Source organism: Amycolatopsis australiensis, assembly GCF_900119165.1.
GTDB classification, from domain to species: domain Bacteria; phylum Actinomycetota; class Actinomycetes; order Mycobacteriales; family Pseudonocardiaceae; genus Amycolatopsis; species Amycolatopsis australiensis.
Genome location: NZ_FPJG01000006.1, coordinates 4329061 through 4345914, shown reverse-complemented (window position 1 = coordinate 4345914; position 16854 = coordinate 4329061). Strand labels below are relative to the sequence as shown.

Genomic DNA, 16854 nt, shown 5'->3' with positions numbered 1-16854 from the left:
CGCTCACTCACATCCGGAAGACGCCGAAGCCCTCGGCGCCTTTCACTGGTCCATTGTGGATCGCGGACAGGCTCAGGCCGAGGACGGTGCGGGTGTCGCGCGGGTCGATGATGCCGTCGTCGTAGAGCATGCCGGAGAGGAACATCGGCATGGACTCGGCTTCGATCTGGCCTTCGACCATGGCCCGCATGGCCTCGTCGTGCTCCTCGTCGTACTCCTGGCCGCGGCTCTCGGCGGCGGCGCGGGCCACGATGGACAGCACGCCGGCCAGCTGCGCCGGGCCCATCACCGCGGACTTCGCACTCGGCCACGCGAACAGGAACCGGGGGTCGTAGGCACGGCCGCACATGCCGTAGTGCCCGGCGCCGTAGGACGCTCCCATGAGGACGGACAGGTGCGGCACCTTCGAGTTCGACACCGCGTTGATCATCATCGCTCCGTGCTTGATGATGCCGCTCTGCTCGTACTCCTTGCCGACCATGTAGCCGGTCGTGTTGTGCAGGAACACCAGCGGCGTGTCGATCTGGTTGGCCAGCTGGATGAACTGCGCGGCCTTCTGCGACTCCTCGCCGAACAGCACGCCCCGGGCGTTGGCGAGGATGCCGACCGGGTAGCCGTGGATGCTCGCCCAGCCCGTCACGAGCGACGACCCGTAGAGCGGCTTGAACTCGTCGAAGTCGGAGCCGTCGACGACGCGGGCGATGACCTCGCGCGGGTCGAACGGCACCTTGAGGTCCGTCGGCACGATCCCGAGCAGGTCCTCGGCGTCGTACAACGGCTCTTCGTAGTCCGGCTTCGGCGCGGGCCCGTGCTTGGTCCAGTTGAGCCGCTTGACGATGGTGCGGCCCAGCCGGATCGCGTCGGCCTCGTCGACGGCCAGGTAGTCGGCCAGGCCCGACGTCCGCGCGTGCATCTCGGCGCCGCCGAGCGACTCGTCGTCGGACTCCTCGCCGGTCGCCATCTTGACCAGCGGCGGGCCGCCGAGGAACACCTTGGCGCGTTCCTTGACCATCACGACGTAGTCCGACATGCCCGGCAGGTAGGCGCCGCCGGCGGTGGAGTTGCCGAAGACCAGCGCGATCGTCGGGCAGCCCGCGGCCGACGCCCGTGTGATGTCGCGGAAGATCCGGCCGCCGGGGATGAAGATCTCCTTCTGCGTCGGCAGATCCGCGCCGCCGGACTCGACGAGGTTGATCGTCGGCAGCCGGTTCTGCGCGGCGATGTCCGCGGCCCGGAAGCTCTTCTTGGTCGTCCACGGGTTGCTCGCGCCACCCTTGACCGTCGGGTCGCTGGCCGAGATCAGGCACTCGACGCCTTCCACGACCCCGATGCCGGTCACCAGGCTGGCGCCGACGCGGTAGTCGGTGCCCCACGCCGCCAGCGGCGACAGCTCGAGGAACGGCGAGTCCGGGTCGAGCAGCAGCTCGATCCGTTCCCTCGCGAGGAGCTTGCCGCGCTTGCGGTGGCGCTCGACGTACTTCTCGCCGCCACCGGCCACCGCCTTGGCGTGCTCGGCGTCGATCTCGGCGAGCTTTTCCAGCATCGCCTCGCGGTTCGCGCCGAACCCGGCGGCCCGCGTGTCCACAGTGGACCTCAGAGTAGTCACGAGGTGTATCCCAATCGCTTCGCGGCCAGGCCGGTGAGGATCTCGGTGGTGCCGCCGCCGATGCCGAGGATCCGGACGTCGCGGTAGTGCCGCTCCACTTCGGACTCGCGCATGTAGCCGAGCCCGCCGTGCAGCTGGACGGCCTCGTTCACCACCCATTCGGCGGCCTCGACGGCGGTGTTCTTGGCGAAACAGGCTTCGGCGATGACCTCTTCGCCCGACACGTGCCGGATCGCGGCCTGCCGGGTGTAGGTGCGGGCGACGTCCACGCGCCGCGCCATCTCGGTGAGCTTGTGCTGCACGATCTGCCGCGAGATCAGCGGGCGGCCGAACGTCTGGCGCAGCCGGCACCAGTCCAGCGTCAGGTCGAGCGCCCGCTGCGCGTGCGCGTACGCCTGCACCGCCAGCGACAGCCGTTCGGTGACGAACTGGGTGGCCACCTGGGCGAACCCGCTGTTCTCGCGGCCGACGAGGTTCTCCACCGGCACCCGGACGTCCACGTAGGACAGTTCCGCGGTGTCGGAGCAGAGCCAGCCCATCTTCTCCAGCTTGCGCGACACCGTGAAGCCGGGTGTGCCGCGTTCCACGACGATCAGCGAGAGCCCGTGGGCGCCGTCGCCGCCGGTGCGCACGACCGTCGTCACGAAGTCCGCGCGGCAGCCGGACGTGATGAACGTCTTGGCACCGTTGACGACGTACTCGTCGCCCTCGCGGACGGCCGTCGTCCGGATCCCGGCGACGTCGGAGCCGCCGTCCGGCTCGGTCACGGCCAGCGAGCCGATCTTGTCCCCGGCCAACGTGGGCCGCACCCAGCGTTCGATCTGCACCGGGTCGTTCGCCTCGGCGATGTGCGGCACGGCGATGCCGCAGGTGAACAGCGACGCGAACAGCCCGCCGGAGCCGCCCGCGTAGTGCATCTCCTCGGCGACGACCAGCGCGTCCAGGTAGTTGCCGTCGCCGCCCCCGACCTCCTCGGGGAACGCGACACCCAGCAGGCCGAGGTCCCCGGCCTTCCGGTGCAGCTCCCGGGGCAGCTCACCGGCGCGTTCCCAGTCGTCGAGGTGCGGCAGGATCTCCTGCTCGACGAACCTGCGGACGGTCTTGCGCAGCTCGGTTCGTTCGGGCGTCCGGAAAGGATCGGTCACAGCAGGACCTCCGGGACGTCGATCTCGCGTGACCGCAGCCACTCCCCGAGCGCCTTGGCCTGCGGGTCGAACCGGGCCTGCGACGCGACACCTTCGCCGAGGATGCCCTCGACGACGAAGTTCATCGCCCACAGGTTGGGCAGCAGGTAGCGGGTCACCGGCAGGCCGGCGGTTTCGGGCAGCAGCAGCTTGAACTCGGCGACGGTCAGCCGGTGCACCAGCCAGCGCCAGGCTTCTTCCGAACGCACCCAGACGCCCAGGTTGGCGTTGCCGCCCTTGTCGCCGCTGCGGGCACCGGCGATCCGGCCGAGCGGCACGCGCCGGACCGGCCCGCGGTCAAGGGGTTCGGGCAGGGCCGGTTCGTCCACTTCGGACAGCTCGCGGGTGGACGCCGATGGCGCTATGTCGACACGCATGCCGTCCGGGAGCACGGCGACGTGCGGCACCTTCCCGGCGTCCACGTAGGCCGCGGTGTAGACGCCGTACGGCGAGGCGTCGGACGGCGGCGCGGTGACGTGGAAGCCGGGGTAGCTGGCCAGCGCCAGCTCGACGGCGGCACCGGTGAACGCCCGTCCGGCCACCTTCGGGTCGGCGTCCTTCACGGCGACGTGCAGCAGCGCGCTGGCCGTCTGCTCGGTGCCGGCGTCCGGGTGGTCGGTGCGGGCCAGCGTCCAGCGCACGTCGGCGGGCGGACGGTCCGTCAAGGAAGCTTCGAGCTGTTCGCGCACCAGCGCGGCTTTCGCCTCGATGTCGAGCCCGGTGAGGACGAACGTCGTCTCGTTGCGGAACCCGCCGAGGGTGTTCAGCGCGACCTTCAGCGTGGGCGGCGGCGCTTCGCCGCGGACGCCGGAGATGCGGACGCGGTCGGGCCCGTCCTGCGTCAGGGAAAGCGTGTCGAACCGCGTGGTGACGTCCGGCCCGGCGTACCGGGCGCCGGTGATCTCGTACAGCAGCTGGGCGGTCACCGTGCCGACGTTCACCACCCCGCCGGTGCCCGGGTGCTTGGTGATGACGCTGGAGCCGTCGGCCTCGATCTCGGCGATCGGGAAGCCGGGAACGCCCAGCGAGTGCTCGGTGAAGAAGGCGTAGTTGCCGCCGGTGGCCTGGGCGCCGCATTCGATGACGTGCCCGGCCGCGACCGCGCCGGCCAGCGCGTCGAAGTCGTCGCGGGCCCAGCCGTAGTGCGCGGCGGCCGGCCCGACGATCACCGAGGCGTCGGTCACCCGCCCGGTGACGACGACGTCGGCACCGGCGTTCAGGCACTCGACGATGCCCCACGCCCCGAGGTAGGCGTTGGCGGTCAGCGGTTTCCCGAGGTCCAGCTCCTCGGCGCGGGCGACCAGGTCGTCGCCTTCGACGTGCGCGACCTTGACGTCGAGCCCGAGCTCGGCCGCCAGTTCACGGAGGGCGTCCGCGAGGCCGGCGGGGTTGAGGCCACCCGCGTTGGCGACGATCTTGACGCCTTTTTCCCGTGCGAGCCCGAGGTTTTCCTCCATCTGCCGCAGGAAAGTCTTGGCGTAGCCGCGGTTCGGGTCCTTCATCCGGTCGCGGCCGAGGATGAGCATGGTCAGCTCGGCCAGGTAGTCGCCGGTCAGGACGTCGAGCGGACCGCCGGTGAGCATCTCGCGGACGGCGGAAAACCGGTCGCCGTAGAACCCGGACGCGTTGCCGATGCGGTAGGTCATGCGAACTGCCCCGGCTTCCGGCCGTTCCCCGGCGGGCCGGCGAAAGCCTGCGCGATGCCCAGCCACTCTTCGACGTCGGCGCCGTGGGCGACCAGGTCCGTGTCGGCCGGGTGCCGCCGCTGCGTGACGACCAGGCAGAAGTCCAGGGCGCTGCCGGTGAGCTTCTGCTCGGCGTCTTCGGGCCCGAACGTCCAGGTCGAGCCGTCGGGCGCGGTGAGCTCGACGCGGAACTGCTCGGCCGGCGGCGCGAGGGAGTGGACCTTGTAGGCGAAGTCGCGGGTCCGGGTGCCGAAGCGGGCGATGTGCCACAGCCGCGCGGTCGGCTCGCGGGTCAGGCCGAGCGCGTCGAAGACGTCCTGGCCATGGGCCCAGGTCTCCATCATCCGCGCGGTCGCCATCGAGGCGGCGCTCATCGGCGGCCCGTACCAGGGCAGCTTCTGCCCGTCCGGTACGGCGGCGAGGGCTTCGGCCAGCGCCGCTCGCCCGGACCGCCAGTCTTCGAGGATTTCCCGCGGCGGCCGCTGGGCCCCGGCCGCGGCGCCGTCGTCGACGTAGGTCGACCCCGCCTTGAGCAGCTCTTCGACTTCGGCCTGCCAGTCTTCCGGGTGGGCGGCCGCGATCAGGGCCTTCCGGTCGGTCCAGGCCAGGTGCGCGATCTGGTGCGCGATCGTCCACCCCTCGGCGGGGGTCGCGCGCGCCCAGTCCGACGCCGGCAGGTCCGCCACCACGTCGTCGATCGTCCGTGTCTCCGCGTCGAGATCCCCGAGGATCACGCCGAGATCCGCCATCCGCCGCCTCCTTGCGTCCTGCGGCCAGCGTCGCACCGGTCCGGAGAAAAATCAAGCACGCCTGATTGTTTCGCCGCGGACGCTGCGGACCCACTATTGACACCTTGCCAGTAGCGTCCGGTTGCCATAGCTTCGTCGGCATGGCCGACTACGCCGAGATCACGTACGCCGTCGCCGGCCGGATCGCCACCGTCACGCTCGACCGGCCCGAAGCGCGCAACGGCTACACGATCCGGATGGCCGACAAACTCGGCGACGCGCTCGACCGCGCCGACCGCGATGAGGACGTCCGCGTGGTCGTGCTGACCGGCGCGGGCAAGGACTTCTGCGTCGGGGCCGACCTCTCGCAGGGCGGCTTCGACTTCGACTCGTCGACCGGGCCCGGCGCCGCGTGGCAGGAGCCCGCCGGCCGGTGCTCGAAGCGGGTCTTCACCATGAACAAGCCGGTCATCGCCGCCCTGCACGGCGCGGCCGTCGGCGGCGGCATCACGATCACCCTCGCCTGCGACTACCGGCTCGCCTCGGAGGACTCGCGGTTCGGCTTCGTGTTCACCCGCCGCGGCATCTACCCCGAAGGCGCGTCCGCGTGGTTCCTCCCCCGGCTCGTCGGGATGGGCACCGCGCTCGACTGGATGATCAGCGGACGCGTCTTCCCCGCCGCCGAGGCCCTCGAAAAAGGGCTGGTGCACCAGGTCTTCCCCGCCGGAACCGTGCTCGGGGAAGCGCACGAGCTCGCACGGGAGATCGTGGCGAAGACGGCGCCGGTGTCGGTCGCGGTGACCCGCCAGCTGCTCTACCGGATGGCGAGCGCCGAGTCGCCGTTCCCGGTGCACGAGCTGGACTCGAAGCTGATCGGCGGCCTGGGCGCGAGCCCGGACGCCGTCGAAGGCGTCATGTCGTTCCTGCAGAAGCGGCCGCCGTCGTTCGGCATGCGCGTCGACAAGGACCTGCCCGACTACCTGCCCTGGCTGGAGAAATGAGCCCGTACCCGCCACAGCCCTGGAACCTGGTCGCCGACGCCCACGTGTCGGTCTGGCGCGTCCCCGCGCGGGACGTGCACCCGGCCGCCCTGTCCGTCGCCGGGCACACGACCGTGTTCACCGCCTGGATCGCCTACCGCGAGCCCGGCCAGCTCAGCTACCACGAGCTGCTCGCCGCCGTCCCGGTCCGCGGGCGCCGCACCACGTGCACGATCACGCAGATCTGGGTGGACTCCGAAGTCTCCCTGGCCGGCGGCCGCGAGCTGTGGGCCATCCCGAAGGACCTCGCCGCACTCCGGTTCACGGACCGCACGTACACCGCGGCGACCGGAGACGACTGGATCGCCACCGCGGCCTTCACCCGTCGCCCGGGTGCACCGCTCGCGCTCCCGAGCCGGTTCGACGTCCTCCAGCACCGCGACGGCACGCCCGTCCGGACGCCCGTCACCGCGAAGATCCGCCCCCGCCTCGCGGCGGCCGACTGGACGATCAACGCCGGCGGCCCGCTCGGTTACCTGGCCGGACGGCGCCCGTTCGTGAGCCTCGCCCTGCCCTCGACGAGCCTCCGCTTCGGGGTCTGAGCCGGGTTTCCGCGGTCGGCTCCTTCTCGAGCGATCGCAGTTCCCGGAGCAGTTCGACAGTTAGTGTTTCGAACACCATGTCCGGGCGGACGTGACCGAGGCCGACAACGAGTATCGCTCACTTCTCGAAGAGCTGGAAGAGCGGAACGAGACGGACGGCAGGCTCTTCCACGACCTTCAGCTCTGCTACGCCCGAACCTCCGTGAACTGGGACGCCTCGGCGACGCCAACTCAGTCTACGAACGCATCCTGAGATCCCCGGCGCCTCTCGCGGCCGACTTCGTGCTGCGCGTCCGGCATGAACGCGGCGACCTGCTCCGAAGACTCCACCGCGACGACGAAGCGCTCGAGGAGATGAGGAAGCGGAGGCCGAGCTGCGGGCGGTGAGCGAGACCTTCGGCCGTCTCCTCGACCCGGCGGCCGAGCACGCCAGGACCGCCGGCTACTGCCACGGGTGGGTCCTCGAGCAACTCGCCCGGTACGAGGACGCCGAAGCCGTCCTGGCCGCCACCATGGCCGCCGGAGCGAGCACCCTGGGGCCCAGCGATCCCGAGACCCTGGTGACCGCCGCGCACCTGGCGGTCCGGCACGCCCGGGGCAAGCTCACCACCACCGAAGCCGGGCCGAAGCTGCTGCCGCAGATCTCCCGGAAATACGCCGAGACCACCCGCTCGGTGAAGTACGTACGGCGGGCGATCGCCAGCCTCACTCCGGTCGGACCGGTCGGACCGGCCTGATCCGTGGAACCACCGGGCGCCTGAGCAGCGCCTCTCGGTGATCACGTAACCCGCCAGGGTGACCTTGCGACACGCCATCTGGGGTCCCGCGCACACACCGACCCCAACATGTAGTCTCTGGGAACCGGCAGCCCCCAGCGACGGGGAGACCGCTGCGGAGGGTCGCCGGGCAGCTTTGGAGAAACCCCTGCGCACGGCCTCGTGAGGCCGTGTGGCGATCGAACGCGCCCGAAATCAGGAGACACGCATGTCAGTCGATACCGGTCAGCGGCCGTCCGCCGCCGACACCCCCACCGCGATCCGGGTCATCCGGCGGGACGGCAGCGTGTCGCCGTTCGACGCCGGGAAGATCTCGGTCGCGCTGACGAAGGCGTTCCTCGCGGTCGAGGGCGGCGACGCCGCCGCGTCCTCCCGCGTGCACCACGTCGTCGCCGAGCTGACCCAGCAGGTCGAGGCGTCCCTGCTGCGCCACGCCGGCCCCGAGACCGCCCTGCACATCGAGCAGATCCAGGACCTGGTCGAGCTGGCACTGATGCGCGGCGAGCACCACAAGGTCGCCCGCGCCTACGTCCTTTACCGCGAGGAGCGCGCGAAGGCCCGCGAGGCCGCGAAGCCGGCTGCGACCGAGGCCGCGCTGAACGTCAAGGGCGCTGACGGCGTCCTGCGTCCGCTCGACTGGGCGCGTGTGTCCCACGTCGTGGGCGAGGCGGTCGCCGGTCTCGAAGACGTGAGCGCCGAGCCGGTGCTGGCCGAGACCAAGCGCAACCTCTACGACGGCATCAGCGCCGACGAGCTGGCCCTGGCCCAGATCATGGCCGCCCGCGTGCTGGTCGAGCAGGAGCCGAACTACTCCTACGTCTCGGCCCGGCTGCTGCTGGACAAGCTGCGCGGCGAGGCGCTGAGCTACCTGGCCGGCAAGCCGCGTCAGGCCAGCCAGGACGAGATGGCGGCCGAGTACCCCGCGTACTTCCGCGCCTACCTGCGCCGCGCGATCGAGCTGGAGCTGGTCGACGCCGAGCTGCAGCGCTTCGACCTGGACAAGATCACCGCCGCGATCCGCCCGGAGCGCGACCTCGACTTCGGCTTCCTCGGCCTGCAGACGCTGTACGACCGGTACTTCCAGCACCACGACGGCACCCGCTTCGAGCTGCCGCAGGCGTTCTTCATGCGCGTCGCCATGGGTCTCGCCATCCGGGAAGACGACCGGGAAGCGCGCGCCATCGAGTTCTACGAGCTGCTGTCGAGCTTCCACTTCATGGCGTCCACCCCGACGCTGTTCAACTCGGGCACCACGCGCCCGCAGCTGTCGTCCTGCTTCCTGACCACGGTGGACGACGACCTGGACTCCATCTTCCAGGCCTACAAGAACAACGCGCTGCTGGCCAAGTACTCCGGCGGCCTCGGCAACGACTGGACCCCGGTCCGCGGCCTCGGTGCGCACATCAAGGGCACCAACGGCCAGTCGCAGGGTGTCGTGCCGTTCCTCAAGATCGCCAACGACACCGCCGTCGCGGTCAACCAGGGCGGCAAGCGCAAGGGCGCGGCGTGCGCGTACCTCGAGACGTGGCACGTGGACATCGAGGAGTTCCTCGACCTGCGGAAGAACACCGGTGACGACCGCCGCCGCACCCACGACATGAACACCGCGAACTGGGTGCCGGACGAGTTCCTCCGCCGCGTCGAGGCCAACGCGGAGTGGACGCTGTTCTCGCCGAACGAGACCCCGGACCTGCACGACCTGTACGGCAACGAGTTCGCCCGGCGTTACCGCGAGTACGAGGCCGCCGCCGACCGCGGCGAGATCAAGGTGTTCCGGCGCGTCCGCGCGGTCGACCTGTGGCGCCGCATGCTGACCATGCTGTTCGAGACCGGCCACCCGTGGATCACGTTCAAGGACCCGTGCAACCTGCGCTCGCCGCAGCAGCACGTCGGTGTCGTGCACTCGTCCAACCTGTGCACCGAGATCACGCTGAACACCAACAGCGAAGAGGTCGCGGTCTGCAACCTCGGCTCGGTCAACCTGCTCAAGCACGTCACCCCGTCCGGTTTGGACACCGGGCGGCTCGAGAAGACCGTGCGCACCGCCGTCCGCATGCTGGACAACGTGATCGACATCAACTTCTACACGATCCCGGAGGCGCGCCGGTCCAACCTGCGCCACCGGCCGATCGGGCTGGGGTTGATGGGCTTCCAGGACGCGCTGTTCGAGCTGGGCGTGCCGCTGTCGTCGGAGGCCGCGGTGCAGTTCGCCGACGAGAGCATGGAGCACATCTCCTACTACGCGATCTCGGCGTCGACCGACCTGGCCGAGGAGCGCGGCCAGTACCAGTCGTTCGAGGGTTCGCTGTGGAGCAAGGGCATCCTGCCGATCGACTCGATGCAGCTGCTCATCGACGCGCGCCGGGGTGACAACCTCGACGTCGACCTGTCGACCACACTGGACTGGGCGCCGCTGCGCGAGCGCGTCAAGACCGTCGGCATGCGCAACTCCAACGTCATGGCGATCGCGCCGACCGCGACGATCTCCAACATCTGCGGCGTCGGCCAGTCGATCGAGCCGCTGTTCCAGAACCTGTACGTCAAGTCGAACATGTCCGGCGACTTCACCGTGGTGAACCCGCACCTGGTCCGCTCGCTCAAGGAGCGCGGGCTGTGGGACGAGGTCATGGTCAGCGACCTGAAGTACTTCGACGGCAGCCTCGGCCAGATCGACCGCGTCCCGGACGACCTCAAGGCGCTGTACGCGACGGCGTTCGAGATCGAGTCGAAGTGGCTGGTGGACGCGGGTTCGCGGCGCCAGAAGTGGATCGACCAGGCGCAGTCGCTGAACCTGTACATCGCGGCGCCGAGCGGCCGCAAGCTCGACGAGCTGTACCGCTACGCCTGGCACAAGGGCCTCAAGACGACGTACTACCTGCGCGCGCAGTCCGCGACGCACGTGGAGAAGAGCACCCTGCGCGGCACCGACGGCAAGCTGAACGCGGTCTCGGCCACCCCGGCCCCGGCTCCCGCGGCCACCCCGGCGCCCGCGCCGACGCCTGCTCCCTCGCCGAAGCCCGAGCCGGACGTCGACTTCGTCGCCACCGAAGGCGCCGCCTGCCGCATCGACGACCCCGACTGCGAAGCCTGCCAGTAAAGGAACCCCTGCACAGATGACCAACGTGGAGACGACGGACGCGACCGGCCTCGGCGAGATCGAGGTCGGCGCCGCCCGGATCAACGTCGACGACAAGCGCATGATCAACGCGCGTGCCGACGTCAACCAGCTGCTGCCGATGAAGTACAAGTGGGCGTGGGAGAAGTACCTCGCCGGCTGCAACAACCACTGGATGCCGACCGAGGTCGCCATGCAGGCCGATATCGCGCTGTGGAAGTCGCCGGACGGCCTCACCGAGGACGAGCGGACGATGCTCAAGCGCAACCTCGGCTTCTTCGCGACCGCGGAATCGCTGGTGGCCAACAACATCGTGCTCGCGGTGTACCGGCAGATCACCAACCCGGAGTGCCGCCAGTACCTGCTGCGCCAGGCGTTCGAGGAGGCCGTGCACACGCACACCTTCCAGTACATCTGCGAGAGCCTCGGCCTGGTCGAGGGCGAGCTGTTCAACATGTACCGCGAGGTCCCGTCCATTTCGGACAAGGACGCGTGGGCGCTGAAGTACACGCAGAACCTGGAGAACCCGGACTTCGAGACCGGGACGCCGGAGGCCGACCAGGCGTTCCTGCGTGACCTCGTCGCGTTCTACGTGATCTTCGAGGGCATGTGGTTCTACACCGGCTTCGCGCAGATCCTGTCGCTGGGCCGCCGGAACAAGATGGTCGGCATCGCCGAGCAGTACCAGTACATCCTGCGCGACGAGTCGATCCACCTGAACTTCGGCATCGACTGCATCAACCAGATCAAGATCGAGAACCCGCACCTGTGGACGCCGGAGTTCCAGGAGGAGGTCCGCGGGATGCTCACCGAGGCGTGCGAGCTGGAGGTCGCGTACGCGCGCGACACGATGCCGCGCGGCATGCTCGGCCTGTCGGCGCAGCTGTGCGAGCAGTACATGCACTTCATCACCGACCGGCGCGCGCAGCAGATCGGCCTGGCGCCGATCTTCGGCGAGACCGAGAACCCGTTCCCGTGGATGTCCGAGGCGATGGACCTGAAGAAGGAGAAGAACTTCTTCGAGACCCGCGTGATCGAGTACCAGTCCGGCGGCGCCCTCGACTGGGACTGACCTCCCGGCGGAACGAAGCCACGCCCCCGGTGCGCCAGGGGCGTGGCTTTTCCGGTCAGTACGCGTAGCGGCGCACGGTCTCGGGGTGGATCACCAGCCGGACCTGGTCCATGGCCAGGATTCCGGCGAGGTCGCCGGCGCGGACCGGGTCGGCCAGGTCCCAGTACCGGCCCGCCAGCCGGGCGGCCAGGTCGTGCGCGCCATCGGATTCGATCGAGACGCGCCCGGCGACCGACACCCAGCGTTCACGCTCCCCCACCGGCGCCGCGACGACGATCGACGCGCGCGGGTCGCGGCGCAGCCGGCGCACCTTCGGCGCGTCCGGCTCCGTGATCAGCTGGATCGTGCCGTCGTCGGCCGTCTCGTACCACACCGGGCGGGGCTCACCCGCGGCCACGGTCAGGAACCCGTGCAACGGGCGGCGGAGCAACTCGAGATCGTCGGTGGTCAGTACGTCCATGACGGCGATTCAACCCGGCCGGCCCGGACGATCCCATAGCCGAGACACCGGAACGCCTGCGTATTCGTCTAACCTCGGCGCGGTGGACGTCTTCGAGGACCTCTTCCGCGGTGTGCGCGCCCACGGCTCGCTGTTCGGCAGCTCGGCCCTCTCCCCGCCGTGGGCGCTGCACTTCGTCGACGGCGCGCCGCTGACCCTCTGCACCGTGCTCACCGGCGAGGGCTGGATCGTGCCCGAGCACGGCACGCCGGAGCCGCTTCGCGCCTACGACACGGTTCTCGTACGCGGTCCCGGCACCTTCACCTTCGTCGACGAGGTCGGCACCCCGGCCGAGCCGGTCGCGTGCGGCGAGCACTGCGCGGTCCCGGAAGCGGGCGGGACGGTGCACCGGCGGGGCTGGCACGACCCCGGCGACGGCCCGACCACCGTGATCGTCGGCGCCTACCCGGCGGGCGGCGAGATCAGCCGTCCGCTGCTGGACGCGCTGCCCGTCGTGCTGCGCGTCGACGGCGGCGGCACCGGCGACGCCGTGCTCGACCACCTCGCCGCCGAAGTCGCCGTCGACGCGCCGGGCCAGCAGGTCGTCCTCGACCGGCTGCTCGACTGGCTGCTGGTCTGCACGCTGCGCGCGTGGTTCGACCGGCCCGGTGGCGAACCGCCGTCGTGGTGGACCGCCCGGCGGGACCCGGTGGCCGGCCACGCGCTGCGCCTGCTGCACGCCGATCCGGCGGCGCCGTGGACCGTCGCCGCGCTGGCGGCCCGGACCGGCGTCTCGCGCTCGACGCTCGCCAAGCGCTTCGCCGACCTGGTCGGCGAGCCGCCGCTGGCCTACCTCACCCGGTGGCGCATGGCGCTCGCGGCCGACCTGCTGACCGGGCCGGACGACGTCACCGTCGCCGAAGTCGCCCGCGCCGTCGGGTACGCCGACGCCTTCGGGTTCAGCGCGGCGTTCAAGCGGGTCCGCGGGGTCACGCCGAGCGAGGCCCGGCGCGCCGGGAAGCCACCCGAAAAGAGGGCCACCCAGGTGTTGTCAGACCGTCAACAAGCGTGCATCGTGGAGGGGTAGCCGATCTCAGCGGGGAGATGGTCACTTTGCCGGGCACCGTGAGCCGAGCCGCCGAAGCACTGCGGGAACGCGTACCGCCGTTGACGGCGATCCCGCTCCCCCGCGGGGTCGACGAGCGGTGGCTGCGGTCGCGCTGGCCGGTCAAGGAGCTCGCCGCGCCGCCCGCCGGGAGCGGCCTGAAGCCCGTGCTCGGCGACGAAGGGCCGCCGCTGGTCGGGCACATGCCGGAGATGATGCGCTTCGGCATCCAGTTCGCCCTGCGCCGCCACGAGCTCTACGGCCCGGTGTCGTGGACCGGCGGCTTCGGCCGCCGGATCGTCACGCTGTCCGGCCCGGAGGCCACCCAGATCGCGCTCGTCAACAAGGACAAGGCGTTCTCGCAGGAGGGCTGGAAGTTCTTCATCGAGAAGTTCTTCGAGCGCGGCCTGATGCTGATGGACTTCGGCGAGCACCACCTGCACCGCCGGATCATGCAGGAGGCCTTCACGCGGCCGCGGCTGAGCGGCTATGTCGGCGAGATGGGCCCCGCGCTGCGCGAAGGCATCGCACGGTGGGGTGCCGGGCGGCCGCGGCTGTACTGGGCGCTCAAGCAGCTGACCCTCGACGTGGCGACCCGCGTGTTCATGGGCATGCGCAGCGGCGCCGACGCGGCCCGGATCAACCGCGCCTTCGTCAGCTCCGTGCGCGCCGGGACCGCGCTCGTGCGCGTCCCCGTGCCCGGCGGGCGCTGGTCGGCCGGGCTGCACGGCCGTCGCGTGCTCGAGCGCTACTTCGGCGAGACCCTGCCCGCCAAGCGCGTTTCCGACGGCGACGACCTCTTCACCGCCCTCTGCCACGCCACCACCGAGGACGGCGACCGGTTCACCGACACCGACGTCGTCAACCACATGATCTTCCTGATGATGGCGGCGCACGACACGACGACCATCACCAGCACTGCCATGGCCTACTACCTCGCGAAGCACCCGGAGTGGCAGGAGCGCGCCCGCGAGGAGTCCCTGGCCCTCGGCGACGACGTGCCCGGCATCGAGGCCGTCGACCGGCTCGAGACCCTCGACCTCGTCATGAAGGAGGCGCTGCGGCTGGTGGCGCCGGTGCCGTCGCTGGCCCGCAAGACCGTCAAGGACACCGAGGTGCTCGGCCACTACCTCCCGGCGGGCACGCTGGTCGGGGTCTCGCCGACGGTGAACCACTTCGCGCCGGAGTGCTGGACCGACCCGTTCCGCTTCGACCCCGAGCGGTTCGCCGAGCCGCGCCGCGAGGACAAGTCGCACCGGATGGCGTGGCTGCCCTTCGGCGGCGGCGCGCACAAGTGCATCGGCCTCCACTTCGGCGGTCTCGAGGTGAAGTTGCTGATGCACGAAATGCTGCGCGCCTACCGCTGGTCGGTTCCGGAGAGTTACACCGCGCGCTGGGACTACGTGTCCCTGCCGGTGCCCGCGGACGGCCTCCCGGTGCGCCTGACCCCTCGCTGACCCGCAGAGTGTCTGCCACCGCATACGGGCTGTGACAAAACGTCACCGCTTGTGGAGATTCGTTCACTCGTTCAGCCGGTAGACACCCCGTGACGCGCATGATGGCGTGGCATCGGTCGCGGCCGAGGGGTACCTAGTGTGGCGTCATGATCCCCGAGACCGTGCCTGAACTGGCCTGACCTGTGCGTGAAGAGGTGGAGTGTGCCTGAGCCCGGTGCCGCGCCAGGACTGCTGGACGTGGCGCGCCGGTGGGCGGCGACGTTGGCCGACACCAAAGGAGTAACACTTCCCCCCGAGGAGCTGGAGCAGCTCCTGCTGGAGGTCGCGCACGACGCCGTCGGCCACGCCGGCTCGGGGCACGACGGTGCCCTGCAGCGCTTCACCGCGCTCTACGCCGCGTCGCCGATGGGCATCGCGCTCGCCGATCCGGACGGCGAGATCGTCGAGGCCAACCTCGCGCTCGGGCAGCTGCTCGGCTGCTCGCCGGAGAAGCTGCGCGGACGGCACATCACCGAGCTCGGCTCGACCGACCACGACGTCTCCCGGCTCAAGGCCGGGCTCGAACTGGTGCGCGCCGGACGTGACCGCTACCAGGAGCGGATGCTGCTCGACCACACCGAGGACGGGCAGCTGTGGACCGACGTCACGCTGGCCCCGCTGCCCGGCGACCGGCCGGGGTCGGTCTACCCGGTGCTGATGGTGTCCGACGCGAACGAGCTGCACCTGCTCCAGGAACGGCTGCTGCACCAGAACGTGCACGACCCGCTGACCGGGCTGCCCAACGCGTCTTCGTTCAGCACCAAGCTCGAAGCCGCGCTCGGCGCCGGCGCGCGCGACGACATCGCGCTGATCTACCTCGACGTCGACGGCTTCAAGGTGATCAACGACGGCCTCGGCGCCGGCGTCGGCGACCAGGTGCTGCGCGGGGTCGCGGGCAAGCTGTCGGCGGTGTTCACCGGCCACCACGACGGGTTCGTCGCGCGGCTGTCCGGCGACGGCTTCGCGGTGCTGCTGCGGGGAGAACTCACCGCCACCAAGGTCATCCAGCTCGTCGAACGCGCGCTGGAGGACCTCAACGAGCCGATCTACCTCGGCGGGCACGGCATCGGCGTGAGCGCGAGCGCGGGCATCGTCGTGCGCGCGGCCGTCGAGGGCGGCGCGGCGGAACTGCTGCGCGCGGCGGAGATCGCGCTGCACCGGGCCAAGGAGGCCGGCAAGGCCCAGTGGATGCTGTTCGACCCGGAGCTCGACGCCCGCGACCGCGGCCGCTACCAGCTGGGCGCGGTGATCGCCGGCGCGCTGGAGAACGGCGAGTTCTCGCTGATCTACCAGCCGACGGTGAAGCTCGCCGACCCGGACCGCCTCGCGGCGGTCAACGCCGGGCTGCGGTGGAACCACCCGGAGAAGGGCGAGCTGGACTCCGACGAGTTCTACCCGCTGGCCCAGACGACGGGCATGACGGTGCCGCTCGGGCGCTGGCTGCTGGCCGAGTCACTGGCGGCGACGTCCCGCTGGCGCACCCGCTTCGGCGACGCGGCCCCGGACGTGTGCGTCCGGCTCCCGACCCGGCTGGCCATCGACCCCGACCTGGTGCTGCTGGTGAAGGAGCAGCTGGACAAGCACGAGCTGCCGGCGAACGCGCTGCGCCTGTGCACCGACCGCGACTCGCTGCTCGACCCGCGCGGCGAGGTCCTCGAGTCGTTCGCGGTCCTGGCCGACCTGGGTACGCAGCTGGTGCTGACGATCTCCGGCTCGGCGGATCTGGAGCTGATCCCGCAGCACCGCCTGCCGGTGCGGCACGTGATCCTCTCGGGCGCGGTGGTCGACGCGCTGGACACGGACTCGCCGGCCGAGCCCGACATCCGGCACCTGACGCAGCTGGTGACCCGGGCCCGCGAGCTGAAGCTGCGGGTCGGCGCGGAGGGCGTCCGCACCGCCGAACAGGCGGCCCGCCTGCGGCAGCTGGGCGTGGTGGCGGCCCGCGGCCCGTTCGTCACCGACTCGGCCACCGGCGACGAGGTCGACGAGCTCATCGCCCGCCACCCCGGCTGACGCCGGCGCGGCGGCCAGGACCAGGATGGGTGCTGCCGCCCACGAAAGGGACC

At 70.7% G+C, this 16854-nt stretch carries 13 protein-coding genes; 8 read left to right on the top strand and 5 right to left on the bottom strand.

Going from position 1 to position 16854, the window contains the following annotated elements; all coding sequences use genetic code 11:
- Nucleotides 1–7: 7 nt before the first annotated feature.
- Genes BT341_RS21650 through BT341_RS21635 form a run of 4 tightly spaced genes read right to left on the bottom strand, consistent with a single transcriptional unit; the run spans nt 8 to nt 5224 of the window.
- Complete coding sequence (locus BT341_RS21650) at nt 8–1606, bottom strand: acyl-CoA carboxylase subunit beta (RefSeq protein ID WP_177328872.1); 1599 nt, start codon at nt 1604–1606, stop codon at nt 8–10.
- The gene (locus BT341_RS21645) at nt 1603–2751 is read right to left on the bottom strand and encodes an acyl-CoA dehydrogenase family protein (protein WP_072478021.1); all 1149 of its coding nucleotides are present in this window, start codon (nt 2749–2751) and stop codon (nt 1603–1605) included. The genes BT341_RS21650 and BT341_RS21645 overlap by 4 nt, the downstream gene beginning before the upstream one ends.
- Entirely contained in the window at nt 2748–4436 is a 1689-nt protein-coding gene (locus BT341_RS21640; protein WP_072478020.1) for an acyclic terpene utilization AtuA family protein, read from the bottom strand. The genes BT341_RS21645 and BT341_RS21640 overlap by 4 nt, the downstream gene beginning before the upstream one ends.
- Nucleotides 4433–5224: a TIGR03084 family metal-binding protein gene (locus BT341_RS21635; RefSeq protein ID WP_072478019.1), complete on the bottom strand. Its 792-nt coding sequence runs from the start codon at nt 5222–5224 to the stop codon at nt 4433–4435. Before BT341_RS21635 ends, BT341_RS21640 begins: the two co-directional genes overlap by 4 nt.
- A gap of 140 nt (nt 5225–5364) precedes the next feature.
- On the opposite strand from BT341_RS21635, the gene BT341_RS21630 reads away from it, so the two are divergent.
- The 5 genes from BT341_RS21630 to BT341_RS21610 all read left to right on the top strand — a co-directional run bounded on the left by BT341_RS21630 (nt 5365) and on the right by BT341_RS21610 (nt 11748).
- Nucleotides 5365–6204, top strand: coding sequence for an enoyl-CoA hydratase-related protein (locus BT341_RS21630; RefSeq protein ID WP_072478018.1), 840 nt, complete (start codon nt 5365–5367; stop codon nt 6202–6204).
- Nucleotides 6201–6785: an acetoacetate decarboxylase family protein gene (locus BT341_RS21625; RefSeq protein WP_072478017.1), complete on the top strand. Its 585-nt coding sequence runs from the start codon at nt 6201–6203 to the stop codon at nt 6783–6785. The genes BT341_RS21630 and BT341_RS21625 overlap by 4 nt, the downstream gene beginning before the upstream one ends.
- A gap of 383 nt (nt 6786–7168) precedes the next feature.
- On the top strand, nt 7169–7522 hold the full coding sequence (locus BT341_RS21620) for a hypothetical protein (protein ID WP_072478016.1): 354 nt from the start codon (nt 7169–7171) through the stop codon (nt 7520–7522).
- A 247-nt stretch (nt 7523–7769) separates the two neighbouring features.
- A complete protein-coding gene (locus tag BT341_RS21615) occupies nt 7770–10658 on the top strand; it encodes a ribonucleoside-diphosphate reductase subunit alpha (protein WP_072478015.1) in 2889 nt (962 codons plus the stop codon).
- The gene (locus BT341_RS21610) at nt 10561–11748 is read left to right on the top strand and encodes a ribonucleotide-diphosphate reductase subunit beta (protein WP_281256037.1); all 1188 of its coding nucleotides are present in this window, start codon (nt 10561–10563) and stop codon (nt 11746–11748) included. Before BT341_RS21615 ends, BT341_RS21610 begins: the two co-directional genes overlap by 98 nt.
- 55 nt (nt 11749–11803) lie before the next feature.
- Here the strand turns inward: BT341_RS21610 and BT341_RS21605 are convergent, their stop codons facing one another.
- A complete protein-coding gene (locus tag BT341_RS21605) occupies nt 11804–12208 on the bottom strand; it encodes a pyridoxamine 5'-phosphate oxidase family protein (protein WP_072478013.1) in 405 nt (134 codons plus the stop codon).
- An 82-nt stretch (nt 12209–12290) separates the two neighbouring features.
- Here BT341_RS21605 and BT341_RS21600 point away from each other — a divergent pair, with 82 nt between their 5' ends.
- From BT341_RS21600 to BT341_RS21590, 3 genes are all read left to right on the top strand, one after another.
- Nucleotides 12291–13274 carry an AraC family transcriptional regulator gene (locus BT341_RS21600; RefSeq protein ID WP_072478012.1) on the top strand — a complete coding sequence of 328 codons (984 nt, stop codon included), beginning with the start codon at nt 12291–12293 and terminating at the stop codon, nt 13272–13274.
- 17 nt (nt 13275–13291) lie between these two features.
- A complete protein-coding gene (locus BT341_RS21595; protein WP_072478011.1) occupies nt 13292–14749 on the top strand; it encodes a cytochrome P450 in 1458 nt (485 codons plus the stop codon).
- Between the two features lie 237 nt (nt 14750–14986).
- On the top strand, nt 14987–16801 hold the full coding sequence (locus tag BT341_RS21590) for a diguanylate cyclase domain-containing protein (protein WP_072478010.1): 1815 nt from the start codon (nt 14987–14989) through the stop codon (nt 16799–16801).
- The last annotated feature ends 53 nt before the right edge of the window (nt 16802–16854 follow it).